The 25,553-nt window shown below is 58.6% G+C and carries 20 protein-coding genes; 17 read left to right on the top strand and 3 right to left on the bottom strand.

Going from position 1 to position 25,553, the window contains the following annotated elements; genetic code table 11:
* Positions 1-9: 9 nt before the first annotated feature.
* Entirely contained in the window at positions 10-1,317 is a 1,308-nt protein-coding gene (gene obgE / locus D7M11_RS16730) for a GTPase ObgE (RefSeq protein ID WP_120748382.1), read from the top strand.
* A gap of 278 nt (positions 1,318-1,595) precedes the next feature.
* A complete protein-coding gene (locus D7M11_RS16725; RefSeq protein WP_120748381.1) occupies positions 1,596-3,104 on the top strand; it encodes a UDP-N-acetylmuramoyl-L-alanyl-D-glutamate--2,6-diaminopimelate ligase in 1,509 nt (502 codons plus the stop codon).
* A 103-nt stretch (positions 3,105-3,207) separates the two neighbouring features.
* Here D7M11_RS16725 and D7M11_RS16720 read toward each other — a convergent pair whose 3' ends face one another.
* The gene (locus D7M11_RS16720; protein WP_158606667.1) at positions 3,208-3,708 is read right to left on the bottom strand and encodes an NUDIX domain-containing protein; all 501 of its coding nucleotides are present in this window, start codon (positions 3,706-3,708) and stop codon (positions 3,208-3,210) included.
* Positions 3,709-3,903: 195 nt separating this feature from the next.
* On the opposite strand from D7M11_RS16720, the gene D7M11_RS16715 reads away from it, so the two are divergent.
* From D7M11_RS16715 to thrB, 4 genes are all read left to right on the top strand, one after another.
* Positions 3,904-4,389: an ACT domain-containing protein gene (locus D7M11_RS16715; protein WP_275671707.1), complete on the top strand. Its 486-nt coding sequence runs from the start codon at positions 3,904-3,906 to the stop codon at positions 4,387-4,389.
* A gap of 69 nt (positions 4,390-4,458) precedes the next feature.
* The gene (locus D7M11_RS16710) at positions 4,459-5,745 is read left to right on the top strand and encodes a homoserine dehydrogenase (protein WP_120748379.1); all 1,287 of its coding nucleotides are present in this window, start codon (positions 4,459-4,461) and stop codon (positions 5,743-5,745) included.
* Positions 5,746-5,817: 72 nt separating this feature from the next.
* Positions 5,818-6,888, top strand: coding sequence for a threonine synthase (gene thrC / locus D7M11_RS16705; RefSeq protein ID WP_120748378.1), 1,071 nt, complete (start codon positions 5,818-5,820; stop codon positions 6,886-6,888).
* On the top strand, positions 6,885-7,892 hold the full coding sequence (gene thrB / locus D7M11_RS16700; protein WP_120748377.1) for a homoserine kinase: 1,008 nt from the start codon (positions 6,885-6,887) through the stop codon (positions 7,890-7,892). Before thrC ends, thrB begins: the two co-directional genes overlap by 4 nt.
* 134 nt (positions 7,893-8,026) lie before the next feature.
* On the opposite strand, the gene D7M11_RS37755 is transcribed toward thrB, so the two are convergent.
* Positions 8,027-9,643: a right-handed parallel beta-helix repeat-containing protein gene (locus tag D7M11_RS37755; RefSeq protein WP_120748376.1), complete on the bottom strand. Its 1,617-nt coding sequence runs from the start codon at positions 9,641-9,643 to the stop codon at positions 8,027-8,029.
* A 54-nt stretch (positions 9,644-9,697) separates the two neighbouring features.
* On the bottom strand, positions 9,698-11,035 hold the full coding sequence (locus D7M11_RS16690) for an ABC transporter substrate-binding protein (protein WP_120748375.1): 1,338 nt from the start codon (positions 11,033-11,035) through the stop codon (positions 9,698-9,700).
* Positions 11,036-11,248: 213 nt separating this feature from the next.
* Here D7M11_RS16690 and D7M11_RS16685 point away from each other — a divergent pair, with 213 nt between their 5' ends.
* The 11 genes from D7M11_RS16685 (at position 11,249) to queA (ending at position 25,537) form a co-directional block, all read left to right on the top strand.
* Positions 11,249-14,155, top strand: a complete 2,907-nt coding sequence (locus D7M11_RS16685) for a TIM-barrel domain-containing protein (RefSeq protein WP_240041154.1) — start codon at positions 11,249-11,251, stop codon at positions 14,153-14,155.
* A gap of 26 nt (positions 14,156-14,181) precedes the next feature.
* Positions 14,182-15,306 carry a Gfo/Idh/MocA family protein gene (locus tag D7M11_RS16680; protein ID WP_338042498.1) on the top strand — a complete coding sequence of 375 codons (1,125 nt, stop codon included), beginning with the start codon at positions 14,182-14,184 and terminating at the stop codon, positions 15,304-15,306.
* Positions 15,303-16,373: a Gfo/Idh/MocA family protein gene (locus tag D7M11_RS16675; RefSeq protein ID WP_120748373.1), complete on the top strand. Its 1,071-nt coding sequence runs from the start codon at positions 15,303-15,305 to the stop codon at positions 16,371-16,373. Before D7M11_RS16680 ends, D7M11_RS16675 begins: the two co-directional genes overlap by 4 nt.
* 124 nt (positions 16,374-16,497) lie before the next feature.
* Entirely contained in the window at positions 16,498-17,367 is an 870-nt protein-coding gene (pheA, locus tag D7M11_RS16670) for a prephenate dehydratase (RefSeq protein WP_120748372.1), read from the top strand.
* 143 nt (positions 17,368-17,510) lie between these two features.
* Positions 17,511-19,067, top strand: a complete 1,557-nt coding sequence (locus D7M11_RS16665; protein ID WP_158606665.1) for a LysM peptidoglycan-binding domain-containing protein — start codon at positions 17,511-17,513, stop codon at positions 19,065-19,067.
* A gap of 87 nt (positions 19,068-19,154) precedes the next feature.
* A complete protein-coding gene (locus tag D7M11_RS16660) occupies positions 19,155-19,847 on the top strand; it encodes a BofC C-terminal domain-containing protein (RefSeq protein WP_120748370.1) in 693 nt (230 codons plus the stop codon).
* A gap of 169 nt (positions 19,848-20,016) precedes the next feature.
* On the top strand, positions 20,017-20,520 hold the full coding sequence (ruvC, locus tag D7M11_RS16655; protein ID WP_120748439.1) for a crossover junction endodeoxyribonuclease RuvC: 504 nt from the start codon (positions 20,017-20,019) through the stop codon (positions 20,518-20,520).
* Complete coding sequence (gene ruvA / locus D7M11_RS16650; protein WP_120748369.1) at positions 20,517-21,146, top strand: Holliday junction branch migration protein RuvA; 630 nt, start codon at positions 20,517-20,519, stop codon at positions 21,144-21,146. The genes ruvC and ruvA overlap by 4 nt, the downstream gene beginning before the upstream one ends.
* A gap of 27 nt (positions 21,147-21,173) precedes the next feature.
* Positions 21,174-22,181 carry a Holliday junction branch migration DNA helicase RuvB gene (gene ruvB / locus D7M11_RS16645; protein WP_120748368.1) on the top strand — a complete coding sequence of 336 codons (1,008 nt, stop codon included), beginning with the start codon at positions 21,174-21,176 and terminating at the stop codon, positions 22,179-22,181.
* A gap of 183 nt (positions 22,182-22,364) precedes the next feature.
* Positions 22,365-24,479, top strand: a complete 2,115-nt coding sequence (locus D7M11_RS16640; RefSeq protein WP_120748367.1) for a SpoIID/LytB domain-containing protein — start codon at positions 22,365-22,367, stop codon at positions 24,477-24,479.
* Between the two features lie 8 nt (positions 24,480-24,487).
* On the top strand, positions 24,488-25,537 hold the full coding sequence (queA, locus tag D7M11_RS16635; protein WP_120748366.1) for a tRNA preQ1(34) S-adenosylmethionine ribosyltransferase-isomerase QueA: 1,050 nt from the start codon (positions 24,488-24,490) through the stop codon (positions 25,535-25,537).
* Positions 25,538-25,553 lie beyond the last annotated feature (16 nt).

Genomic DNA, 25,553 nt, shown 5'->3' with positions numbered 1-25,553 from the left:
AGGTGTAAGATGTTTTTAGATAAAGCGAAGATTTACGTTAAAGGCGGCGATGGCGGCGACGGCATCATATCGTTCCGCAGAGAGCTGTACGTGCCCGAAGGCGGCCCGGCCGGCGGCGACGGCGGCAAGGGCGGCGATCTGATTTTTCGCGTGGATGAAGGACTCCGGACGCTGATCGACTTTCGCTACCAGAAGCATTTCAAGGCGCCTCGGGGCGAACGCGGCAAGACGAAGGGAATGCACGGGGCGAAAGCCGAGGATATGATCGTCCATGTGCCGCCCGGCACGGTCGTCGTCGATGACGATACGCATGAAATCATCGCCGACTTGACCCGAAACGGTCAAGAGGTTGTCATCGCCAAGGGCGGACGCGGCGGACGGGGCAATATGAGGTTTGCAACGTCGCGTAATCCGGCTCCCTATTTGTCGGAGAACGGCGAGGAAGGCCAGGAGCGCTGGGTCGTACTCGAGCTGAAGGTGATGGCCGACGTGGGTTTGGTCGGATTCCCGAGCGTAGGGAAGTCGACGCTGCTCTCCGTCGTATCGGCGGCTCAGCCGAAGATCGGGGCCTACCATTTCACGACGATTACTCCGAACCTGGGGGTCGTAGACGTTGGTGAAGGACGCAGCTTCGTTATGGCCGACCTTCCCGGACTGATCGAAGGCGCGCACGAGGGCGTCGGGCTCGGGCACGAGTTTTTGCGCCATGTGGAACGGACCCGCATCATTATCCATGTCGTCGATATGGCGGCGACGGAAGAGCGCGATCCTTACGACGATTGGATCAAAATCAACGAAGAGCTGCGCTTGTACAACCCCAAGCTGATGGAGCGGCCGCAAATTATCGCCGCCAACAAGATGGATATGCCTGGGGCGGAGGAGTTCTTGCGCGAATTTCGCGAGAAGCTGAAGCGGGATGGCTTCGACTCGATCGAGATTTTCCCGATCTCGGCCTATGCCCGCCAAGGCATCCAGGAGCTGCTGTACCGGACGGCCGATCTGCTCGAGGACATTCCGGAGACGCCGCTCGTCGAAGAAGTGAAGGACGTTTCCGAACGGAAGATTTACAAGTTCGAAAAAGAAGCGGACGATAACGAGTTTACAATCCGCAGAGAAAACGAGCTGTTCGTTGTCGAATGCATCGGGATCGAGCGGATGCTGAAACGGATGAATATGAATTCGTACGACGGTTTGCTCCGTTTCGGTCAGGCGATCCGCAAGTCGGGGATCGAGGCCGCTTTGCGTCAAAACGGCGCGAAGGACGGAGATATGGTGCAAATCGGCGATTTTGAATTCGAATTCGTCGAACAGGAGTAAGGTTTGGCCCGCAGTTAAGCTTGCGGACTGCTGCCAGAGGAACAACAATTCCGGAGTCTTGATCCAGAGACTGCCGGTTTTTTTGTTGTGTTTAGCGGTTCTTTGGTGAAGGGCGGGTGATGCGCGGCTGACGAAATAGTGACAACCTGCAATATTAGTGGCTTTGGCCGAACTGTGCGGAATAAGATAAGATGATGCGTTGTAGTTTACGAGGCTTACCGAATGGATCGTCCAGTGTTAATTTCAGGAAGCCGCATAGGAATGGAAGAGGTGGATTTATGAAGCTGCGGGAATTGGCCGGCTTGCTCGCTACAGCCCGGACATACGGGGATATGGAGGTAGAAATAAGCGGGTTTTCCATGCATACGCAAACGCTCCGGCCCGGAGAGCTGTTCGTTTGTGTTTCTGGTATTCCAGGCTTTCAGGAGGACCGGCATCCATTCGCCGGCGAAGCGGTTCGATTGGGGGCGGCCGCGATTGTCGCGGAACGGGAGGTCGGTTTGGACGTGCCGACGGTTGTCGTCCCCGACGCCCGGTACGTGATGGCCGTAATGGCTTGCCACTATTACGGGTATCCGAGCGAACGGATGAAGCTGATCGGAGTTACGGGGACGAAGGGGAAAACGACCGCCGCCCATATGATCGAGACCATTCTGAGTTTGGCCGGTAACCGGACGGGGCTTATGGGCAATCTGGGAACGAAAATCGGCGGGAAAACGGCCGAATCGACTACGAATACGCAGGAGCCTCACAGGCTTCAAGCGAACTTGAGCCTGATGGAGCAAGCGCGGACGGAGTATGCCGTCATGGAGGTTACTTCGCAAGGCATCGCGATGGGCCGCGTGCTCGGGTGCGAATTCCGCACGGCCGTTTTTACGAATCTGACGCATGATCATCTGGACTTCCACGGGACGATGGAGGCGTACAGGCACGCCAAAGGACTTCTGTTCTCCTGGCTTGGAAGCGGCTTTGCCGCAGACCCGGAAAAGCGGACGTTTGCCATTCTGAACGCGGACGATCAGGCTTCGGATTATTTTCGCAGCGTAACGGCGGCGCAGGTGATTACATACGGGATCAAAGCGCAGGCGGATGTCAGGGCGGAAGGCGTCAAGCTGAAGAACGGGGGAACGGCATTCGAGCTGGTTACGTTTGCCGGTACCGTTAACGTGAAGCTGAGAATGGTCGGGCTGTTCAATGTGTATAATGCGCTTGCCGCGGCGGCGTGCGCTTTGGCCGAACACACTCCGCTGCCTACGGTTCGGAAAGGGCTGGAGCAGCTTGAAGGCGTGCCGGGACGAATGGAAGTGGTGGACGAAGGGCAAAGCTTTCTTGTTCTCGTCGACTACGCCCACACGCCGGACTCGCTGGATAACGCGCTCTCTACCGTCAAGCAGTTTGCGGAAGGCCAGGTCATTACGGTATTCGGCTGCGGCGGCGATCGGGACCGGACGAAGCGTCCGGTTATGGGCAAGATCGCATCGACTTACAGCGACCGGATTATGGTGACGTCGGATAATCCGCGTTCGGAATCGCCGGAGGCGATTTTGCAGGAGATCGAGCGTGGGCTAGTCGAAGGCGGGGCGGATTCGTCCCGCTACGAGCTGATCGCAGACCGGCGGGAAGCCATCCGCAGGGCAATCGGCCTCGCCGGGGCGGGCGACGTGGTCGTCATCGCAGGCAAGGGGCATGAAACGTACCAGATAACGGGAGGTAGCACGGTGCATTTCGACGATCGCGAAGAGGCTAGACTGGCGATTCGGGAAGAGGCCGGCTCACAAATGCCGTAATCTGGTTTCAGCGGAAAAACGATATGTCCGCGTAATGCACGCTTAACGGAACACCCCCACGCTCCTTAGCGGGAGCCATGGGGGTGTTTGCCTTTTCAAAGCTTCAATAGTTCGGGTCGGTGAGCGGTATCCAGTCGACACGCGGACGAGCCGTAACGGGATCGGCGCTGGCGATGCCCAGCCAAGCGTGCTCCGCCGGCCCGTATGCGAAATAGTGCTCTAGCGTTTTCCGGAATATGTACGGAATATCACGGTCCAGCACCTGGTCCCGGGGAATCCAGTGCAGCGTGCCTTCATCCGAATCGACGAAGTCTCTCCGCAAGGCGTCGCCGCTGTATATGTACTGCTGGCGCAGCTCTCCGTCTTTGTTGCGAAGCAGCACATAACGCAGCGTCAGCCGCTCGATATCCTCGGGTGCGAAGCCCGTCTCCTCGAACATTTCCCGTAAAATCGCATCGCGCGGACGGCTCATCTCCTCCGGCTCCACATGTCCGCCGACGGCGGCCCACATGCCGGGATTCAGCGTACGGGTCATCGATCGTTCCATCATCAGCAGCTCATCGCCGTGAAACAGCATGATGGCCGTCATAATCCGGCATTTCATCGGTTTCCTCCTTTCCTTGCGGCAGGTCATTCGCGTTCGTAGAAACAACAGTAACCATCTTAGCACGTCCGTCCTCGCAGCCGCAACGCGGCGAAATGAAACATTTTCAGCCCGGCCTATTGCCGCCGCGCTCTCTTTTCGGTATAATGTCCACTATGTAGAAACAATAGTCTTTACAGAGAGGACGAATCGCCTGTGGAACACGACACGAAGAACGTGAACGATTCCAAGGAAGACGGCACGGAACGTTACTATCTGGTCCGCGAAGACATACTGCCGGAGGCGGTCGTCAAAACGATGCAGGCGAAGGAACTGCTCGCCAGAGGTCAGGTGAAGACGGTTCATGAAGCGGTGGAAACGGTAGGCATCAGCCGCAGCGCCTTTTACAAATACAAGGATGGCATCCACACGCTCAGCCGGCTGGAGCGGGAACGGCTCGTGACCGTTTCGATGGACCTCGAGCATCGCTCCGGCATTTTGTCCAAAGTTCTTGCGGTTATTGCGGGACTGGAGGGCAATGTGCTGACGATTCACCAGACGATTCCGCTGCAGGGCATGGCGAGCGTCGTTCTGTCGATCGACACTTCGCAGATGGGCAGCTATAATGCCGGACGGCTCATGGATGTGATACGCCATCAAGACGGCGTGCGCAAAGCATCCATGATCGGACAAGGTTCGTAAGGCAACATCAACTATGAGACATATCCGTGAAAACGAGTTTGCTAAGACGGATCAGGAGGAGAGAGACGAATGAAACCAATCAAAGTGGGCCTGCTGGGCATGGGTACAGTCGGAACTGGCGTACTGCGCATCGTCGAGGGACATCAGGACGATCTGCAGAAGCAGGTAGGGTCCTTGATCCGCATCGAAAAGGTGCTCGTCCAGGATAAAAGCAAGTCGCGCCGCTACCCGGTCGAGGAAGGACGCATTACGGACAATGCCTGGGATATCGTGGACGATCCCGCGATCGACGTCATCGTCGAGGTGATGGGCGGCATCGAGCCGGCGAAGACGTATATGCTCGCGGCGCTCGAGAAGGGCAAGCACATCGTAACGGCGAACAAAGATCTGATGGCGCTTCACGGTGCGGAAATACTGGCCAAAGCGGCCGAGAAGCATTGCGACGTTTTCTATGAAGCGAGCGTAGCCGGCGGCATTCCGATCATCCGCACGCTGATCGAAGGCTTCTCGTCGGACCGGATTACGAAGATTATGGGCATCGTGAACGGAACGACCAACTACATTTTGACGAAAATGAGCCAGGAAGGCGCTTCTTATGTTGATGTGCTGAAGGAAGCGCAGGAGCTCGGCTACGCCGAATCCGATCCGACCTCCGACGTGGAAGGTCTCGACGCCGCACGCAAAATGGCGATACTCGGTACGCTCGGTTTCCACGCCAGCCTCAGTCTCGACGACGTTCAGGTGAAAGGCATCTCGCAAGTTTCGAAGGAAGACATTTTGTACGGCAAAAGCCTCGGCTACGAAATCAAGCTGCTCGGCATTGCGGAGCGCCAGGACGATATGATCAGCGTCGGCGTTCAGCCTACTCTTGTGAAGAAGAGCCATCCGCTCGCTTCCGTGAACGGCGTGTTCAACGCGGTGTACGTGTACGGCGAAGCGGTGGGAGAGACGATGTTCTACGGACCGGGCGCGGGCGAAATGCCTACGGCGACTTCGGTGGTGGCCGACCTGGTGGCCGTCGTCAAAAACTTGAAGCTGGGCGTAAACGGCCGGACGATGTTCGTGCCTTATAAGGAGAAAAAGCTGAAAACGGCGGAGCAGATCGCTTCGAAATATTTCGTCCGTCTGCACGTCGAAGACAAGGCGGGCGTGCTTGCCAAAATTACGCAGGTGTTCGCGGAATGCGACGTCAGCCTCGAATCGGTCGTCCAGCAGCCGAATAAGGCGATTACCGAAGCGGAGATCGTCATCGTGACGCACGACGCCAGCATGGCCAGCATGAATCGGGTGCTTGCGGAGTTCGAATCGCTTAGCGTCATCAAATCGATCAAGAGCGTCTATCGGGTAGAAGGCTAAGCCGATAGCCCGTTATATAAAGCCGTAATCCTGCAAACGAGTCTAACGAACGAAAAGGAGCCGCTGTAGATCATGAGATACATGGGACTATTGCATACGTACAAATCATACTTGCCGGTAACGGACAAAACGCCGATGCTGACGCTGCACGAGGGCAACACGCCGCTCGTCCGCGCCGAGAAGCTGTCGGACATGCTGAACTTGGACGTTTATTTCAAATACGAAGGACTCAACCCGACCGGCTCGTTCAAAGACCGCGGTATGGTAATGGCCGTAGCGAAGGCGATGGAGGAAGGCAGCCGCACGATCATGTGCGCCTCGACGGGCAACACCTCGGCCGCTGCCGCCGCTTATGCCGCGCGGGGCAATCTGAACTGTATCGTGCTTATCCCGAACAACAACATCGCCCTCGGCAAGCTGGCGCAAGCGATCATCTACGGGGCGAAAGTCATCGCCATCGAAGGCAACTTCGACCGCGCGCTGGAGATCGTCCGCGAGATTACGGCCAAGCATCCGATTACGCTCGTTAATTCCGTTAACCCGTACCGGCTCGAAGGACAAAAGACGGCCGCTTTCGAGGTGGTCGACCAGCTCGGCGGCGCACCGGACTATCTGGCGATCCCGGTCGGCAATGCGGGCAATATTTCCGCCTATTGGAAAGGGTTCAAAGAATATAAGGCGCACGGCAAAGTGTCGTCGCTGCCGAAAATGATCGGCTTCGAGGCGGAAGGTGCAATGGCGATCGTGAAGGGCGAGCCGATCCTGAATCCGGAAACGGTCGCTACGGCGATCCGCATCGGCAATCCGGCCAGTTGGGATTTGGCTGTTAATGCGGCGAACGAGTCCGGCGGCCAAATCAACTATGTCACGGACGACGAGATTTTGCACGCTTACCGGACGATCGCGGCGAAGGAAGGCGTCTTTGCGGAGCCGGCATCGGCCGCATCGATTGCAGGCGTCATGAAGCTGCATAAGGAAGGTTATTTCAAGGGCGGCGAGAAGGTCGTCTGCGTGCTGACCGGACACGGTCTGAAGGATCCGAATATTGCGATCAAAACAGTCGGCGGCGAACCGCTCGTCGTGCAGGATTCCGAACAGGCGGTCATGGAGGCGATCCGCAAGCTGGAGGGCGCAGGCGCATGAGTGTTCAGGGAGACGGAGGCGGAAACGCCGCCAAATCCGGTTATCCGAAAGTGTATGTGAAGGTGCCGGCAAGCACCGCCAATCTGGGTCCCGGCTTCGACGCGCTCGGTATGGCGCTGAACTTGTACGAGTGGATCGAGATGGGGATTGCCGACAGGACGGAAATCCGGGTATACGGCGAGCAGATGGTAGGGGTGCCGACCGACAAGTCCAACCTGATCTATAAGGTGGCCCAGCTTCTGTTCGACAAGGCGGGAGTAAGCCATCCCGAGCTCGATATCGCCATGTACAGCGACATTCCGCTGACGCGCGGGCTCGGCAGCAGCGCTACCGCCATCGTCGGCGCGCTGGTGGCGGCCAACGCCTTGATCGGCAACAAGCTGAGCTCCCACGAGTTGTTTCAGATCGCTTCGGCGCTGGAGAAGCATCCCGACAACGTTGGCGCCTCCCTGTTCGGCGGACTGATCGCGGCGTTCTGGGACGGCGAACGGGCGGAGCATATCCGCATCGTGCCGGAGGACCGCCTTGATGTGCTGGTTGCAATTCCGCGCTTCGAGCTCGCGACGGAGAAGGCGCGGAACGTGCTGCCGGTAAGCGTAACGATGAAGGATGCGGTATTTAACATCGGACACTCCTCCCTACTCGTTGCCGCGTTCTGCACCGGCCGTTACGACATGATCCGGCATGCGATGAAGGATGCGCTGCATCAGCCGTATCGCGCCCCGCTCATTCCGGGTATGACCGACATCCTGGAGCAGGCGCAGCAGCACGGCGCGCTCGGTGCGGCGCTCAGCGGCGCCGGCCCGACGCTGCTCGCCCTCGTCGACGGCAAGGAAGGCCGCGGCGCAGAACTGGAGGCGTTCCTGCAGGGTACGCTCGCGCGTCACGGCATTGAAGCGGATACGATGTGGCTGAAGCCGTGCGCCGATGGAGCGGTGGTGCTGACGCACTTTGATCCGAACGTTTCGCTCCTCGATAACGTGAAGGGGCGTGCGCGGGTATAGCCCGTATAAGCGCAAAATAGCACAGAAATATGGTTCCAGCCTGCTCCGCAATGAAGGAGAGGCTGGACTTTTTTTGTATAACGTTTATTGTCGGCGAGGATACGGGACTGGATGCAATCTAGCGCTTGAACGTTCTAATTGATTTTTTTCCAATCCGCGGACGAGGCCGTGCCGGCCGCCATGTACAAATCGCCGGAGACGATCGCCTGCTGCCCGACGTGAAGCGGCGCGCCCGTAATGTCGTCGGTGAAATTGACGGTGCCCGGCAAATTGCCAAGCAGCACGTTCGCTCCCTGGCTGACCGTCATCGCGTTGGTCCGGTTGCCGATAATCGTGTTGTGGGAGCTGCCTTCGGTCGACAGGCAACGAAGAAGTCCGGAGGTGACCTGCTCCTGTCCGATATTGTTCGAAATGATATTATTGTTACAATTTAACAGCTTGATGCCGTACGTGCCGATATCGCGGACATAGTTGCCGGTAATGGCACTGTGCGTCACGTATTGAAGCCGGATGCCCTCCTGCGTTTCGGACACGTAATTGTTCATGATTTTCAATCCGCTGACCGGGGCCGCCTGAAGACCGACGATCAAAATGCCGAAGGTGCCGGCGCAGCGGTGAAAGGTGTTGCCGCATACCTCGGTGTCAATGCCCGCGGTCATGCGTATACCCGCGTAGCCGCCGCCTTCCGTGGCGCAGTTGATAAACGTATTGTTCATCACCTTGAAGTTCCGGGGGAGATACCCGTCCTGGGCGCCCATGTTGACGCCGTCTCTGCTGCAGTTTTCGGCGACACATCCTTCCAGAATAGTACCGTAGCCGTTATAGCCCAAGCTGTCGGGAGTGACGCCGTTCCCCGTCAAACCGAACCCGACCAAACAATCCATGACATGGCAATTGCTAATGATATTCCGGTGTCCCCTTGCCTTTACCCCCGTACCGGCCGTCTGCTTGACCGTCGCGTTGTGCACCAAATTGCCTTTGCCCGATGACAAGTAAACGCCGTTATCCCAGACCGTTTCGAAATAGCAGTCGCGGATATGATTATCCGTCGCCTCCAGCCCGACCAGCACGCCGGAGCCCATTTCTTTTCCGTGCAAGCCGCGCACCAGGTTTCGGGTGCCGCCGTTAATCGAACAGCAGGAGCAGTAGTTGGCGCCCGCCTTGTTGACATTCAGGAAGCCGAGGACGAAGCAGTCGGTCACATGGCATTCCTGGCAGACGGACAACAGGAACGCATACGTTTTGTTTTTCACGGAGCAGTTGGAAATGATCGCCTGGTTACAATGGTCCAACTGGATAAAGGCGTTGAACAGGCCGCTTGCGCCGGCGAAACCGGCGTACGTCTCCGCTCCCTCGCACGACAAGCCGCTGATCGTGGAGCCGTGCGCGTTAAGCAGCTTCAGCATCGGCACTCCGAATACGGACGCCTCCTTGATGACCGCCTTCCCGGTAGCGAACAGGTGAATTTCCTTGTTGCTGACCGTCAGTTGGGAGGAGATCAAATACGTTCCCAGCGGAAAATAGACGGTGCCGCCGGCCGCGGTTGCGTTCAACGCGCTCTGGATCGCCGTTGTATCGTCGGTTGTTCCGTCTCCGACCGCGCCGAAATCGGTCACGACGTTCCATTCCAGCGGGAGCGGATTGGCGTGGGCGACGCGGGAAGCGGGGACAAGCTTTCCGAGCAGCAAGCCGGCCCCGGCCATGCCCATCGAGGCGACCAGCGTTCTTCTGCTCAAGCTTTTCGTTTCCATGAGTTCGTGAGGGTTCAAGATTATTCACTCCGTTTCATTTTTTAAGATGAGCGGTTATTTCCCCGCCTTGGCCGTTTGAATGCTTTGATTGGTAAAATCCGTCGCTTCGCGCAGCGCCGTGTTGATATCTTTTTGCTTGATCACATAATCGATCGTCGCGGTGAGCAGTCCGGTTTGCCCGAAGCCGTTATAGGGGGTGAACGGAATCGAGTCCGCGTATTTGGCCGGGACTAGCGATTTTACGTTTTTGCCTTTGTACAGCACCGAATCCTGGCTGAACGCCTGAAGGAACGACGGGTCTTTCAGAGCGGGCAATAGGGTGCCGGCCCGGGACTGCTGCATCTGAAACTCGTCCGATGTCAAATAAGCGATCGCCTCGAACGCGTCGTCGGGGTGGGTCGTCAAGGGCATTATGCTGAACAAGGTCGGATACGCCTGGGGACCGACGCCGGGCGCTTCCTTGAACGTAGGGAGGGCGGCGATGTCCCAGTTGAGCGCTCTCGTAATTTCCGGCTGCTTGTGCAGGTTCGTCAGGGAGATCCACATGGCCGCGCGCTGCTCCTTGAAGAAGAAGTCCCGCTGGCGTCCGACATCAAGTGCTTTCAGATCGTTGTCGTAGCCCGAAAGCGTAAAATTCCGGGAAAAATTCGTAATGAACGACTTCCATGCATCCGTTTGAAAGTTCGCCTTCTCGCTCGCCGGGTCGACCAGCGGCAGGGAAAGCGGGTTCAGCGGAATCAACGTGCCGACCGGAGCGGTCAAGCCGAGATAAGGCATGCCGCTCTCCGTGCGCGTCAGCTTTTTGCTGATTTCGTACAGGTCGTCCCAGGTCATGTTGTCCTTCGGGTAGGCGACTCCGAATTTATCGAAAATATCTTTGTTGTAGTAAATCGCCGACGGAGGAACAAATACGGGCAGACTGTTCATACCGCCGTGCGCCAACGCTTTGGCTACGCTTACAAGTCCCGGATTCAACCGATTCAGGTCGTATTTGTATTTTTGGATAAGCGGGAGAATATCGTATTGCAACTTGCTGTCTTCCAGATTTCGCGTGGCCCCCGGCGATCCGAAATAGACGTCGATCCGTTGACCGGCGGCTAGCAGCTCGGGCAAGCTCGTTCCTCTCCCGTATTGCATGAATACGGGGGTAATATGCGGAAATTTCTTCTTGATCGGCTCCCCGAACGTGCTCATAAATGTATCCGGTGTCCAGTCGTTGCCGGACGGGTAATAAAAGATCAGCTCGACCGGCTCCTTCTTCCCGACGGCAGGAGCGGATTCCGCAGTTTGCGCGCCGCTGCTGTCCGTCGTCGCTCCGTTCGTTTGCGAACATGCGCCAAGCATGGCGGCGAGTGGCAAAAGGACCAAAGCCATGACCCCTCTTTTTCGCATCGGTATACCTCCTCTGATTTGGATTTGTTTACAGTATAAAAGCGGCCCGGCGGGGAAAACAGGGGAGGTTTATGCGCATGTCATGCACTGGGATGACCAAGTTGGAAGCGCTTCATGTATTTTGATGATCGAGCCTTGGCGGTTATGGTATGATGCGGGTAAAGCAGTATACAAACAGAATCGATGGCGGGGGGGACTGATGGAGTGGAGGAGATGGGCACATCGCTGCAATTCGAATTGGCGGGCGGCGGGTGGATGCGTGTAGACCTTGCGGCCGCCGGCGCGTTTCGCGTCCGGCTGAGCGACGACGGGACGTTCGCCGAGTCGCCCTTGAACCGTTACGGCATTTTGCGCGATCCCGGCGGCGAGATGCGGTGTGCGGTCCGGCGTTCCCGCGATACGGTCGAGTTGGATGGCGGAAAGGCGATTTTGGCGGTCGATCTGCGCGACGGGAATATGCGGCTGCGGGACGCCGCCGGGACGGAGCTGACCCGCACGGCGGAGCCGTTCCGCTGCGGGCCGTCGGGTGGAGGCTTCCGGGCGCGATTCGCGCTCGCCGCGGAGGAAAACTTGTACGGGCTCGGGGACGTAACCCGGGAACGGCTGCAAAAGCGGGGAACGCGGGCGGAGATGCGGGTGACGAACATTTCCGCTTACGTGCCGATTCCGTTTGTGATGAGCAGCCGGGGTTGGGCGCTTCTGACGAATACGACGCACAGGCATACGTTCGATCTGGGCGCTGCGGAAAGCGACCGGCTGCTTGTCGAAGGGCAGACGGGGCGGCTCGATTGTTATTTGTTTGCCGGAAACGGGTTCGGCGAGCTGTTGGACGGCTATACGGAAATCGCCGGCAAACCGGCGCTACTGCCGATCTGGGCATACGGCCTGACCTTTATTGGCCACGACACACTGAACGCCCGGGAGGTGGTCGACGACGCCCTTCGCTTCCGGCTGGAGGGCATCCCTTGCGATATGATGGGGCTGGCCGGCGGATGGATGGAGCGGCGCTACGATCATTCCACGGAGAAAGCGTGGCATCCCGACAGGTTCTATATGCCCAAATCGATATCGACAGGTCCGCATACGTTTATCGGGGCGCTGCAAAGCCACGGTTTCAAGCTCAACTTGCTGCTGTATTGCGATTACGACCTGAGCGCGTACGAAGAATACAGGCTCCGCGACGGGGGGCGTGAAGACGGGGAAGCGCCGGAGCCGTGGTACGCGCATTTGCGGCCGTTTGTCGAGCAAGGGGTCGCTTCCTTCAAATTAATCGGCAGCCGGCAGTTGCAAAGACATCCCGACCGGCAGTGGGCCAACGGGATGCGCGATGCGGACATGCACAATTTATACCCTGTCCTGCTGGCCAAGCAGATGTTTGACGGGTTTGCGGAGCAAACGGGAAAACGGCCGATGCTGTATACGATTGCCGGATATACCGGCATTCAGCGATATGCGGCGACGTGTGCGGGGCAGTCGGGCAACGATAGGGAGGCGCTTGTCTCCATGCTCAATCATGGCATGAGCGGACACGTCCATACGACCTGCGACATGTTCATTCATACGAAGGAGGGCATTCATTTCGGTTTTTTGCAGCCTTGGTCGCAAATCAACAGTTGGGCTTATTTCCGTCATCCCGCTTTTTTGGAGGACGGCGTGCGGGAACTGTTCAAAGCTTACGCCCGCCTGCGCTACCGGCTGCTGCCCTATATTTATTCCGCGGCCCATGTCGCCGCGCGAACGGGAATGCCGATTTTGCGGGCGATGCCGCTGCATTTTCCCGACGATCCGACATGCGACGATTTGCTGCATCAATATATGCTCGGGCCGTCTATGCTCGTCGGCGTTTATACCGATTGCGTCTATTTGCCGGCCGGCCGCTGGTTCGATTATTGGACCGGGGAAACGCACGAAGGGCCGAAGCGGCTCGATTGCCGGCTGCCGGCCGGCGCGGGTGGACCGCTGTTTGTCCGCGGCGGAGCGATTCTCCCGATGTGGCCGGACACGGACTATGTGGGGCAGTCACCGGTTACCCTCGTCGCGCTCGATATTTATCCGCACGGAAGCAGTGAATTTACGATGTACGAGGATGACGGCGTGACGTTCGGGTACAAGAAAGGCGAGGTTGCGGCGACCGTCATTCATTGCGAGGAAACCGCCGAATATGTGAAGGTGCGGATCGAACCGCGTTGCGGCACGTATGTGGGCATGCCGGCCAAACGCGACTACGAGCTAATCGTGCGCGTGCGGGACAAGCCGTCCCGGCTTTCGTTGAACGGGGTTCGGCTGCCGGAGCGGCCGAAACGCCCGAAGCCGGATACGGCGCCGGGCTGGCAGTTCGACCGGATGCGCGGCACGGTGCGGCTGTTGATCGAAGCGGCGGAGGAGGGCGAAGCGCAGCTTTGCGTGGAGGCGCTGCTGCCGCCGGCCGTCCCCGCTGCGGCGAGCAAACGGGCGAAGCCGCCGACGGAAAGAAAAGCCGCCTCCGCCGAGCAGTTCGAGAAGCGGCTGGAGGCGGCGTGGCAAGCCGGCCGGCGCGCCGAAGCCGCGGACGCCTTGCGGCAGTGGTGGACAAGCCGGTCCGGGCAAGCGGCTTCCGCCGGCGATGAATGGCGTATGCATCTGCTCGAAGGCTGCCTGCTGCTCGCCCGACAAGCCTCGCAAAACGGCTGGCCGGCGGCCGACGTGTTCGGCGCGGATTACACCGCCATGTTCAATGTGCAAGCGATCGCCGATCAGAAGCAGGGACTCGCGCTGCTGGAAACGTTGGCCGATCATCTGGTCGGTTACGTGCACCGGCTGTCCGGGTCCGCGGAGCATCCGCTCATCCGCGAAGTTCTGCAAATGCTGGAGCGAGAGCTCGACCAGGCGCTGTCCTTGAACGAGGTGGCGGAGCGGCTGCACGTGCACCCGTCCCATTTGAGCCGCCTGTTCAAACGCGAGGTCGGACAGCCGTTTTCCGAATACGTCTGGAAGCTGAAAATGGAGCTCGGCAAAACGTTGCTGGAAAACGGGCTGAAGGTGTACGAAGCCGCCGCGAAAACCGGCTTTAAGGATGTTAGCTATTTTTCGCGCGTGTTCCGGAAATATTGGGGCGTTCCGCCGGTGGAGCTGCGCAGATGACAAGGACATTGTCATCATAATCCGGTATGCCGGCAAAAACCGGCATGAGAATCCAGCAAACCGTCATCAGTGTCGTCTGTATCCCCGTCCCGCCGTTTGCTATTCTGTACGTGGCCGGCGAAAACCGGGCAAACCCGCGTTGCGCCGGCCGGTCCCAAACGGACAATTTTCAGCAAAGGGTGACGAATATGACGGCTCCGGAAGTCGGGCAATCCCGGCAAGTTTTGAACATCGGTATGATCGGCCTCGATACGTCCCACGTATTGGCGTTTATGAAGCTTTTGCATGACAAAAACGACCCGTGGCATGTGCCCGGGGGCAAGGTCGTGGCGGCCTACCCGGGGGGCTCTCCCGATTTCCCGTCCAGCATTTCCAAAGTGTCCGAGTATACGGCGACACTGCGGGAGGAGTATGGCGTCCGCATTGTCGACAGCCCGGAGGAGGTGGCCGAGGCGAGCGACGCGGTGCTGCTCCACTCGGTCGACGGGCGTGTCCATTTGCCTCAATTTCGCCGCATCGCCGGTTACGGCAAGCCGGTTTTTATCGACAAGCCGTTTGCGGTCAGCTCGGCGGATGCCCGCGAAATCGTCCGCTTGGCGGAGGCGCACCGGGTTCCGCTGATGAGCGCTTCGTCGCTGCGTTACGCCAAAGCGCTGCAAGACGCGATCGGGAGTGGGGGCAAAAGCCCGGTGATCGGGGCGGACGCCTGCGGACCGATGGCGCTGGAGCCTACGCAGCCGGGGTTGTTCTGGTACGGTATTCACGCCGCCGAGATGCTGTATGCGGTGATGGGGGAAGGCTGCGTGCAGGTGACGGCCGTCACCTCGGACGATCACGATGTGGCGGCGGGGCTGTGGAGCGACGGCCGGATCGGCGTCATTCGCGGCAACCGCAAAGGGAACGGATCGTTTGGCGTAGCGATTCACCGGGAAAAGGGCATCGATTGGGTGTACGCCCAGTCGGACCCGAAGCCGAAATACGCCAGCCTGCTTGAAGTGATCCTGGACATGTTCCGCACGGGCGTTCCGCCGCTACCCGCTTCGGAGACGCTTGAGGTGATCCGCTTTTTGGAGGCGGCCAACGAAAGCCGCAAAACCGGCCGAACCGTTTATTTGGACAAGACCGCAAGCAAGGCGGGTGAAGCGTCATGAGCGGACCGATTCTGAAGGTGGGCATTATCGGGCAGGGCCGCAGCGGCCGGAACATTCACGCCGAGACGCTCCGCAGGCTGCCGGAGCGGTATGTGATCGCGGCCGTCTCCGACGAGCTGGAGCAGCGCCGGCGCGCGGCCGAGAGCGACTACGGCTGCGCGTCCTACGCCGATTACCGTGAGATGATGAAGCGGGACGATCTGGACCTGATCGTCAACGCGACGCCGAGCCATCTGCATGTTCCCGTCTCGCTCGAACTGCTGGAGGCGGGCTTCAACGTGCTGTGCGAGAAGCCGCTCGCCCGCCGGTCGAAGGAGGTCGACGCCTTGATCGCGGCCCGCGACAAGGCGGGAACGCTGCTGACGATTTTCCAGCAATGGCGCTTCAATCCTTTGTTTCTGGAAATCCGCAAATGCCTCGATTCCGGCGTATTGGGGCGCATCGTGCAAATCGGACTGACCGTCAACCAGTTTTCGCGCCGTTGGGATTGGCAGACGCTGAAGGAATACAATGGCGGCAATTTGCTGAACACCGGCGCCCATTTTCTCGATCAGGCGCTGCAATTTCTGGGCGCCGACCGGATGCCCGCCGCCCTGCTGTGCCGGATGGATAGGGCGAACAGCTTCGGCGACGCGGAGGATTATTGCAAGCTAATGATGGCCGGCTCCGGGCTGCCGACGGTCGATCTGGAAATATCGAGCTGCTGCGCGTACGCCGGCTCCAATTATTATTTGATCCAGGGGACGAACGGCAGCCTGCGAGCGTCGCTGACCGAAACGACATGGAAATATTTCAAGCCGGAGGAAGCGCCCCGGCAAACGTTGCAGCGAACGCCGATGAGCGACGCGGACGGCAAGCCGTTCTATGACAAGGAGGAACTGAAATGGTACGAGGGAGGCTGGAATAAAACCGTAGGTCCGGCTTACCCGGCACCGCAAATCGCGTTTTACGAGTCGCTGCACACTTCTCTTGCGGAAGGCAAGCCGCCGGCGGTGACGCCGGAGAGCGTATGGCTGCAAATCCGGGTGATGGAGGAATGCTTCCGACAAAACCCGGCGTTTGCCTGAGGGACGCAGGCTTGTCCGGCAGAAGATAAGCTTTGCGCGGCTGATTAATGCGAACTTATTGCAATACTTCTTCCATAATGATACGATCTCAAAAAGATATCATTCGAGAAGGAGTTTGCCGCACGTGAAACGGATCGCTTTCCTAGGGCCGGAAGGGACCGTGTCCCATGAGTCCGCCCGCTATTTTTTCTTGGACGGCTCGTACGAGTTCATCCCGTACGCGCTCATGTCCGACGTGTTCGCCGCAACCGCGGCCGGGACGGTCGAATACGGCGTCGTTCCGATCGAGAATACGATCGAAGGCTCTGTCAAGCATCATATCGATCTGCTCGTTGAGGAGGATCAGACGCTGCCGGTTCAGGCCGAGTGGGTGTATCCGTCGATCCAGAATCTGATCGGCATCCGCTCCGCGCTGGGTGGGGCCGAGCCCTATGCCGACGTACGCACGATCGTTTCCAAGGATGTCGCGATCGCGCAGTGTTACGACTTTTTGCGCAGCAATCTGCCTCAGGCCGAATTCGACTATGTGAGCAGCACGGCCGAAGGAGTGAGGCTCGTCAAGGAAGCCGGGGACAGCCGGATGGCCGCGATCGGGACGCGCACCTCTGCGGAGCTGTACGGTCTGGAGCTGCTTGCCGAGAATATAACCGACCACGACAACAACTACACCCGGTTTATCGTGATTGGACGGGAGAAGTTGCCGCCTAGACAAGACGGGCAGCAGAAGACGACGATTCTCGTCACGCTGCCGGAAGATTATCCGGGCGCGCTGCATCAGGTGTTGTCTGCATTCGCATGGCGGCGCATCAATTTGTCCAAAATTGAATCGCGGCCGACGAAGAAAAAGCTGGGCAACTACTATTTTTATATGGATATTGAAATGTCACTCGACACGGTTCTGCTTCCCGCAGCTTTACAGGAGATCGAAGCGATCGGCTGCCAGGTGCGCACGCTCGGCTCTTATCCGGTTTTTTCCTTTACCAAACCGCAATAAAGACTCGACTCTTGAAGGGGCGCAGCTCTTTATGCCTGCCGGGACTTTCGTCCGGCGGGCTTTTTTTTTCACCCATTGATGTCAAACGCCCATTGTCTGCATAGACTGTATTGTTATTCAAGACAACGGGAGGTTTCAGTCCGGTGAAAATCCATCTGGTGAAAAAGGGAGAAACGCTCTTTCACATCGCCAAAAAGTACGGAATCGAGCTGCAAAAGCTAATATCGTTTAATAGCCAGCTTGCCGATCCTAACCAAATCGACGTAGGCATGAAAATTAAAATTCCGTCCTCTGGCTCGGTTACGCCGCCCCCGTCAGGCGCGATTCTGCACAAGCATGTCGTCGTTCAGGGCGATTCGCTGTGGAAGCTGGCGAAAGCCTGGAACGTGCCGCTCAAAGCGGTCATCGACGCCAATCCTCATTTGAAAAACCCGAACGTACTTATGACGGGCGACATCGTGTACATTCCGGATTTGCATGCGCACGAGGCTGAGGAGGGGGCCCACGATCATGGCGGGCACCCTGTTATTGAAGGCGCCTACGAGAACATGATGGCGGAACACCATGAGAACGTGGAAAACCAGGTTGTAGAGAATGTCCATGAAAACGTGGTGAACCAAGTGGTGGAACAGGCTCACGAAAATGTTGAGCATGTCGAGGTCCAGCCGGTGCAAGAAGCGCCGAAGGCGCCCGAAGTGCTTCCGGTTCAAGAGGCGCCAAAGGGGCCCGAGCTGCTTCCGATTCAAGAAGCGCCGACAGCGCCGATCGCGAAGGAAAAGCCGGAAGCGAAGGAGATGCCGATCGAGAAGGAAATGCCGCATCCGTTCCTGAGCCCGATGACGAAAGAGCACGAGACCCAGTTTCCGTTTATGCCGTTCCAAATGCCGGCCGTCGAAGCCGTCCAGCCATACAGCCTGCAGCCTGCTCAGTTTGAGCCGCATCATCCGGGAAAGGGAAAGTCGGAGGAGATGATGCCGCTTGCGCCGGTACCTTTTTATTTTCACGGGCCCGGGCCGATGATGCCCCAGGCGCCGATGATGCAACCGATGGCGCAGCCTATGATGCAGCAGCCAATGAATCAGCCGATGGTGCAGTCTATGATGCAGCCTATGAATCAGCCAATGCCACAGCCAATGCCTTATTTTCCCGTGGCTGAGGCTGAGCACGCACCGTCCAAGTTTGATGGCCCTGAGATGCATCCGATGGCGCAAGTATCGCCGGCGATGCAGTTTCCCGCCATGCATGAACAATACCCGGGGATCCCGCAAGCGGCCGCCGCACCTTGCGCCGATTGGGATTGGCCGGGTGCCGTGTCTCCGTTCTCGGCCGAGCAGATGCCCATGTTCCCGAATCAGCCATTCCCCGTTATGGGCGTTTCCGGCGGGCCATGCCTGCCCTGCCAAGGACACGGGGTAAGTCCGATGAACATGTACGGAATGCCTTATGCGCTTCCGACGTCCGCTTACCCGGCAGAGCTTTCTCCGCACGCGGCTTTGATGCAGCAGGAAGATTGCGGCTGCGACGGACGCGACGAAAGAACGGGCGACTTGACGCTTCAGCCAGTGGTAAAGGCGCAAGAGCCGGCCCGTTCGGACAAAACCCGCGAGGAAAAAGCGGCCGTAAGCTTGAGACCAAAAAAACGCAGAACGCCCCCGGAAAAACGGGCGAAAAAACAAAATAGCCCGTGGATTCGCCGGTAATCGGCTTCCTCCCTACCCCGGAGCACGTATAACCGAATCCCCTGCTGGGAATGCTAGAAAAAAAATCTAGTACCAGAGGGGATTCCCATGAACTTGCGGGGCCTGTACAAACAACTGAAAAAGGGTCTTCGGCAAAAGAGACGTTGGTTGTCGCTTGGCTTTTTCATTGTGGCGGCGACTGTAGGATTGTTATCGGTATATGCATTCCGCTCTTCGGGTGTGCCGGGCTACGAGGCGGAATCGAAGCTGGCGGCGGCCTTGCCGGATGCCGGCGGCGTGCAGGCGTCAGCGCAGGATCAGCGTGCGCGCGAAGTGCTGAAGCGGCTTGAGGAAGCCGGCGGCAAACGGGATATATTCATGCGCAAGTCGTATGTCTGCGGCGAAGAGATGATGCTGATCGGGCGGATGGAAGCGAGCGAGGTGGCGAGTTTGCACGCCGAGCATCCGGGCTGGAGCGTCGAGCTGAGAGAAGACGGAGCCGTATTGTTCGCCGAAGCGATCGATGACTTGTCGCCCGCGTGCAAAAACAACGCTTATTTCGGGCTGGACCATACCGGCAACCTATCGCTGTTCGACGGCCCGCCTGACGATCAGAAAGTCATTCGCACCTTTTTCCAGCTCAATATGGGATATATGGAGAGCAGCTTGCAGCCCGATGCGGTTCAACAGCTGAAAGCGGGTATCCGCGTGCTCGACATGGCGGAATACAACAGCGTTTTGTCCACCTTCAGCGAATTTGCCGTCGAGGAAAGCGAGAAAGTGATGAAGTCCGCACCATAACGATGATGCAGCAACGGGTCGGCCTGTACTAGGGTCGGCCTTTTTGCATTGCGATTTTTGTCGAAAGCCGCACTCCGGCCCCTCGGCCCTGTCCATAGCAGGCTCAATTTGCTATAATCCATAGAGGACACATATGTTCGCTTATCGGACTGAGAGCGAGGGGCTGTTAATGCGCGTATTGGGCATCGACCCGGGCATCGCAATCGTCGGCTTCGGATTTATCGACAAACAGGGACATAAGCTGGTACCCGTCCAGTACGGGAGCATCCAGACGGAAGCGAACACCGATCCCGCCGTGCGGCTCCAGGAAGTGTACGAGGCGACGGTCCACTTGATCGATAAATACAAGCCGGACTCGATGGCCATCGAGAAGCTGTTTTTCAACAAAAACGTAACGACCGCCATTACGGTCGGGCAGGCGCGGGGCGTGCTTATGCTGGCCGCCGTCCAGAAAGGGATCGCGATTGCGGAATATACGCCGCTTCAGGTGAAGCAGGCGGTTGTCGGCTATGGGAAAGCGGAGAAGAAGCAGGTGCAGGAGATGGTGCGCATGTTTCTACGCCTTAGCGCCGTGCCGAAGCCGGACGATGTCGCCGACGCGCTTGCTATTGCGATCTGCCATGCGCATTCGGCGGGACTGACGCAAAAATTGAACGGAGTGGAGAAACGATGATCGATTATTTGCGCGGGAAGATCGCGCATCGCGAGACGGACTACGCCGTTATTGACGTGCAGGGCGTGGGCTACCGGGTGTTTTGCCCGAATCCGTTCGCTTTGCCGGACAAACCGGACGATACTACGGTATACATACATCATCATGTGCGCGAGGACGCGATCCTGCTGTTCGGCTTCGGCTCGCGCGAGGAGCAATCGCTGTTCCGGAGGCTGATCGAGGTGTCGGGCATCGGTCCGAAGGTGGCGCTCGGCATTCTGTCCGGAGCGCGTCCGGAGGCGGTCGTGGCCGCCGTTCAGCAGGAAAACGTGACGTTTCTGATGAAGCTGCCGGGAATCGGGAAAAAGACGGCGCAGCGCATCATTCTCGATCTGAAAGATAAGCTGGGCGCGGTAGCTTCCTCCATAGGCGGCGCGGCGCTGACGTTGGCCATGCAGGAGGCGGTTATGCCGGGCGCGCCGGGAGGCCAGGCGTGGGCGGAGGCGAAGGAAGCGCTGCTCGCGCTCGGTTATACCGAGGCGGAGGCCGACCGGGCCTGGCAGACGGTGAAGCAAAAGGCGAAGGAAGGCGACGGAACGGACGCGCTGATCAAGCTGGCGCTGCAGTCGCTTTATGCCGCAGGGTAAGGAAGCGGAGAAGGAGGGCGAGGACGAGTGGAAGATCGGATCATTTCCGCCCATTTGATGATGGAGGACGAAGTCGCGGAGCTCAGTTTGCGGCCGCGTTATTTGGCCGAATATATCGGTCAGTCGCAAGTGAAGGAAAACTTGAAAATTTATATCGAGGCGGCCAAAATGCGCAAGGAGGCGCTCGACCATGTGCTGCTGTACGGTCCTCCGGGCCTCGGCAAAACGACGCTGTCGAATATTATCGCCAACGAGCTTGGCGTGAACATTCGCACGACAAGCGGACCGGCGATCGAACGTCCCGGCGATTTGGCGGCGATCCTGACGAATTTGCAGGAAGGCGACGTGTTGTTCATCGACGAAATTCACCGGCTGCACCGTACCGTCGAAGAGGTGCTGTATCCGGCGATGGAGGATTTCGCCCTTGATATTATTATCGGCAAGGGCCCGAGCGCTCGCTCGGTGCGGCTTGATCTGCCGTCGTTTACGCTGGTCGGCGCGACTACGCGGGCGGGGCTGCTGTCCGCGCCGCTGCGCGACCGGTTCGGCGTCGTCAGCCGGCTCGAATATTACACGGTCGACGAGCTCAGCTACATCGTCAGCCGGGCGGCCGACATTTTGGGTGCCAGCATCGTAGGCGAGGCGGCGGACGAGATCGGCAAAAGGTCGCGCGGCACGCCGCGGATCGCGAACCGGCTGCTGAAACGGGTGCGCGACTATGCGCAGGTGAAGGGCGACGGCATCATCACGGCGGACATGGCGCAGAAGGCGCTCCGGCTCATTCAAGTGGACGATCTCGGGCTGGATGAGATCGATCATAAAATGCTACGGGCGATCATGACCCATTTTCGCGGCGGACCTGTCGGCGTGGATACGATTGCGGCGACGATCGGGGAAGAAAGCCAGACGATCGAGGATGTGTATGAGCCTTATTTGCTGCAAATCGGCTTTTTGCAGCGAACGCCGCGCGGCAGAACGGTAACGGCGGCTGCGTACAGGCATCTCGGCTTGCCGGTGCCATCGGCGGACGGCTAAGTCTTTAAGGTAGCTCCTCCAAGCGGAAGTGAAAGTTCCGCTATAGCTGGCGCAACGCCGCTGAATGGGCCGAAGAGGATGTAAGCTGCTGCAAGAACGGTTACAGCGAAACGACTTCGACTTTCTTTGCCAAAAATGTACGTTGTTCATGCATACATCAAGTAACGCGGAGGAGAGATCAAGGTGACGAGACGAGAGAAGCCCCGGCGGTTAGCCGCCTGGGCGGCGGCGCTGCTTGCGCTGGTGTTGTGCGTGCCCGCTTTTGCCGCAGAAGGTTACGCGGCCGTGCCGCTGCTGGAGCAAATTCGCGTCGCGCTATTCGTAGCGGACGGCAAAACTTATAATGTAACGGTTCCTTCGGTCACTTTAGCTTCGGCCAAGGGGCTGGATATCGGCATACGCGACACGGCCGGGACGCGGAGCTGGCTGGCAGAGCCGTCGATACCCGAAGCGAGGTTCAGCTTTGACGGGTATAAGGTGTTGCTGCTGGAAACGGCGGACCGGTCGGCGGCGAAGCAGCTGCAGCAGTTCGCGGCTACCGCTTCCGATTCGATCTACGTATTCCAGGCGACAAGGGCTGGCAAGAAGGTGTATCAGGTGTACGCCGGCATGTATGCAACGAGTCTGGAAGCTCAAGCCGCCAAGCAGCGAATCGCCGCGAACGCGAAAGCCGCTTCGCTGCTCGCGGTCGCTTCTATGAGAATAGCCGGACCGAACCACTACAGCGCCGGCGCGTTCCCGACCGAAGCGGCTGCCAGACAGCAGGCGCAGCTGTATAGCGACCAGGGGCTCGACAGCTTCGTCGCGATCGTGGAAGCTGCGGGCAAGCCTGTCTACGAAGTGTGGCTCGGCGAGGCGGCGGACGCCGCGGGACTGGCCGCCGTACAGGCGCAGGCGGTCAAACTCGCTCCGGGTGCGGCGCTTGCGCCCGTCAATCCGGCGGCTCCGTATTTGCTGATGCGCGACGACGTAACGACGGGGAACGAGTCGATTCCGGTGCGTCATTATGCGTTTAACCCGGCCGGGCAGAAAGTATGGATCGGGCAGAAGGATGGCGGTATCGCCGTCGCCGAGAAGAGCGGGCGGCAATATCGCGGCGCTATCGAGCTGAGTCAATTAAACGGCAAGCTTGCCGTCATTAACGAGCTTCCCTTCGAGTTGTACCTTGTGTCCGTAGTCGGGGCGGAGATGGCGCCGACGTGGCCGGCTGAGGCGCTCAAGGCGCAGGCTGTGGCCGCAAGGACGTTCGCGCTCAGTCTCGGGATGAAATATGGAATCGCTCATACATCCGACTCTTCGATCGATCAAGTGTACTACGGCATTCAGAAGGAAGATGAGAAGGTTGCCGCTGCGGTGACCGCGACGGCCGGCGAAGTGATGACCGAGGCCGGCAAGCTGATCGCCCCGTTTTTCTACTCGAATGCGGGCGGCATGACCGGCGATCCCGTAGAAGTATGGGGACAGCCGTATTCGTATTTGCAGGCGACGACAAGCCCGGACGAGGGCGCCCAGACGAGCAAGCCGAAATGGCATCGCGTCGCTCTGGTAAGTGGAACGGTAGGGTACATCCGCGAAGACTTCGTTAGCGAGTCGGGAACGTTTAATCCGGCGGGTTTCCCGATCGTTACCGTTCGGGGTACCGGAATTAACATCCGCTCCGCGCCTTATGTGGACGATACGAAAAACGGAGCGATCGGCTCCGTGAGTCAGGGAGAGAAGCTCGTTTCGCTTGGCAAAGTGCCCGAATCGAACGAGTATAGCTGGGTGCGCGGACCGTACAAAGCGGACGAGCTTGTGAAAGAAATCAATTTGACGGCGAAAACGCCGATTACGGGCAAGCTGGACAAGCTGGAGGTCAGTAAGGTCGGCCCGTCCGGCCGCGTCACCGAGCTGAAGGCGAACGGGCAAGTCGTATCCGTGCCGAAGCCGGACCAGTACCGCAGCACTTTATACGATGCGCCCAGTACCCGGTTTGAAATCGAAGAGACGGGAAGGTATACTATAGTCGGGGCGAACGGGCTAACACGCAACGTGCCTGAAACGAAGGGAACGCTGTATGCGCTCGGCGCGTCCTCGGCTGCCGCTTCGCAGGCCGGAGATCGCACGATGATCGTAGTCGCGGGAGGAGGCGCAGTCCGCGCCGTAACGCCCGACATGCAGTTCCGCCTCATCGGCAGCGGATTCGGCCACGGCCTCGGCATGTCCCAGTGGGGAGCCAGAGGATTGGCGGAGCAAGGTTACGATTACAAACGAATTTTGCAGCATTATTATAAAGGAATTACAATCGGTAAGGAATGAAGCCCAGGATGGATGTTAACGAGTTTGATTTCGATTTGCCGGAGCGTTTAATCGCGCAAACGCCGCTACTAAACCGCACCACTTCCCGGTTGCTCACGCTCGACAAGACGAGCGGGGCGACCGGGCATCATACGTTCGGACAATTGATCGATTTTTTGCAGGCCGGCGATACGCTCGTGCTGAACGATACACGAGTCATTCCAGCGCGGCTTTTTGGCGTGAAGGCGGATACCGGAGCCCAAGTCGAGCTGCTGCTGCTGAAGCAGTTAGACGGGGACCGCTGGGAAGCGCTTGCCCGTCCCGCGAAACGGTTAAAGCAAGGAGCCGTTATCCGGTTCGGCGGAGCGGAGGCGGACGGTGGGCCCGATCTGCAGGCCGTCGTGGAAGATGAAGGCGAGATGGGAGCTAGAGTCGTCCGGTTCGAATACGAAGGTATTTTTCAAGAAATATTGGACCGTCTTGGCTCTATGCCGCTTCCGCCTTACATTAAGGAGAAGCTGGACGACCGGGAGCGTTATCAGACCGTGTACGCCCGCCATCCCGGTTCGGCGGCGGCTCCGACCGCCGGTCTTCATTTTACGCCGGACTATCTGGACGCGATCGCCCGCAAAGGCGTTCGCATCGTAACGCTGACGCTGCATGTCGGACTCGGAACGTTCCGTCCGGTAGCGGTGTCGCGAGTGGAAGAGCACACGATGCATGAGGAATTTTATTCGGTACCGGCAGAGACGGCGGCGGCATTGAACGCGGCTAAGGCTGAAGGGCGGCGTATTATCGCCGTAGGCACGACGTCGGCGCGCACGCTGGAGACGGTAGCCGGCCGCTTCGAGGTTCGAGAGATCGAAGCCTGCGACGGCTGGTCGGGCATTTTCATTTACCCTGGCTATACGTTCAAGCTCGTAGACGCGATGGTGACGAATTTCCATTTGCCGAAGTCGACGCTCGTCATGCTGGTGAGCGCGCTGGCCGGAAGCGAGCAGATCCGGAACGCCTATCAGGAAGCGATCAAGCGCGAATACCGCTTCTTCAGCTTCGGCGACGCCATGTTTATATATTAGTTTCAGGAAAGGAACG

Origin of the sequence: Paenibacillus ginsengarvi, assembly GCF_003626695.1 — a bacterium.
Classification (GTDB): domain Bacteria; phylum Bacillota; class Bacilli; order Paenibacillales; family NBRC-103111; genus Paenibacillus_AB; species Paenibacillus_AB ginsengarvi.
The sequence above is the reverse complement of the archived record's forward strand: the minus strand, read 5'-3'. Positions and strand labels throughout refer to the sequence as shown.

Coding starts and splice junctions, on each gene's coding strand:
- D7M11_RS16680 (WP_338042498.1), top strand. CDS start 14,182: ATGCCGGCAAAAACCGGCATGAGAATCCAGCAAACCGTCATCAGTGTC.
- D7M11_RS16710 (WP_120748379.1), top strand. CDS start 4,459: ATGAAACCAATCAAAGTGGGCCTGCTGGGCATGGGTACAGTCGGAACT.
- obgE (WP_120748382.1), top strand. CDS start 10: ATGTTTTTAGATAAAGCGAAGATTTACGTTAAAGGCGGCGATGGCGGC.
- D7M11_RS16685 (WP_240041154.1), top strand. CDS start 11,249: ATGGGCACATCGCTGCAATTCGAATTGGCGGGCGGCGGGTGGATGCGT.
- D7M11_RS16720 (WP_158606667.1), bottom strand. CDS start 3,708: ATGAAATGCCGGATTATGACGGCCATCATGCTGTTTCACGGCGATGAG.
- ruvA (WP_120748369.1), top strand. CDS start 20,517: ATGATCGATTATTTGCGCGGGAAGATCGCGCATCGCGAGACGGACTAC.
- D7M11_RS16675 (WP_120748373.1), top strand. CDS start 15,303: ATGAGCGGACCGATTCTGAAGGTGGGCATTATCGGGCAGGGCCGCAGC.
- D7M11_RS16690 (WP_120748375.1), bottom strand. CDS start 11,035: ATGCGAAAAAGAGGGGTCATGGCTTTGGTCCTTTTGCCACTCGCCGCC.
- thrC (WP_120748378.1), top strand. CDS start 5,818: ATGAGATACATGGGACTATTGCATACGTACAAATCATACTTGCCGGTA.
- thrB (WP_120748377.1), top strand. CDS start 6,885: ATGAGTGTTCAGGGAGACGGAGGCGGAAACGCCGCCAAATCCGGTTAT.
- D7M11_RS16660 (WP_120748370.1), top strand. CDS start 19,155: ATGAACTTGCGGGGCCTGTACAAACAACTGAAAAAGGGTCTTCGGCAA.
- ruvC (WP_120748439.1), top strand. CDS start 20,017: ATGCGCGTATTGGGCATCGACCCGGGCATCGCAATCGTCGGCTTCGGA.
- queA (WP_120748366.1), top strand. CDS start 24,488: ATGGATGTTAACGAGTTTGATTTCGATTTGCCGGAGCGTTTAATCGCG.
- D7M11_RS37755 (WP_120748376.1), bottom strand. CDS start 9,643: ATGGAAACGAAAAGCTTGAGCAGAAGAACGCTGGTCGCCTCGATGGGC.
- D7M11_RS16725 (WP_120748381.1), top strand. CDS start 1,596: ATGAAGCTGCGGGAATTGGCCGGCTTGCTCGCTACAGCCCGGACATAC.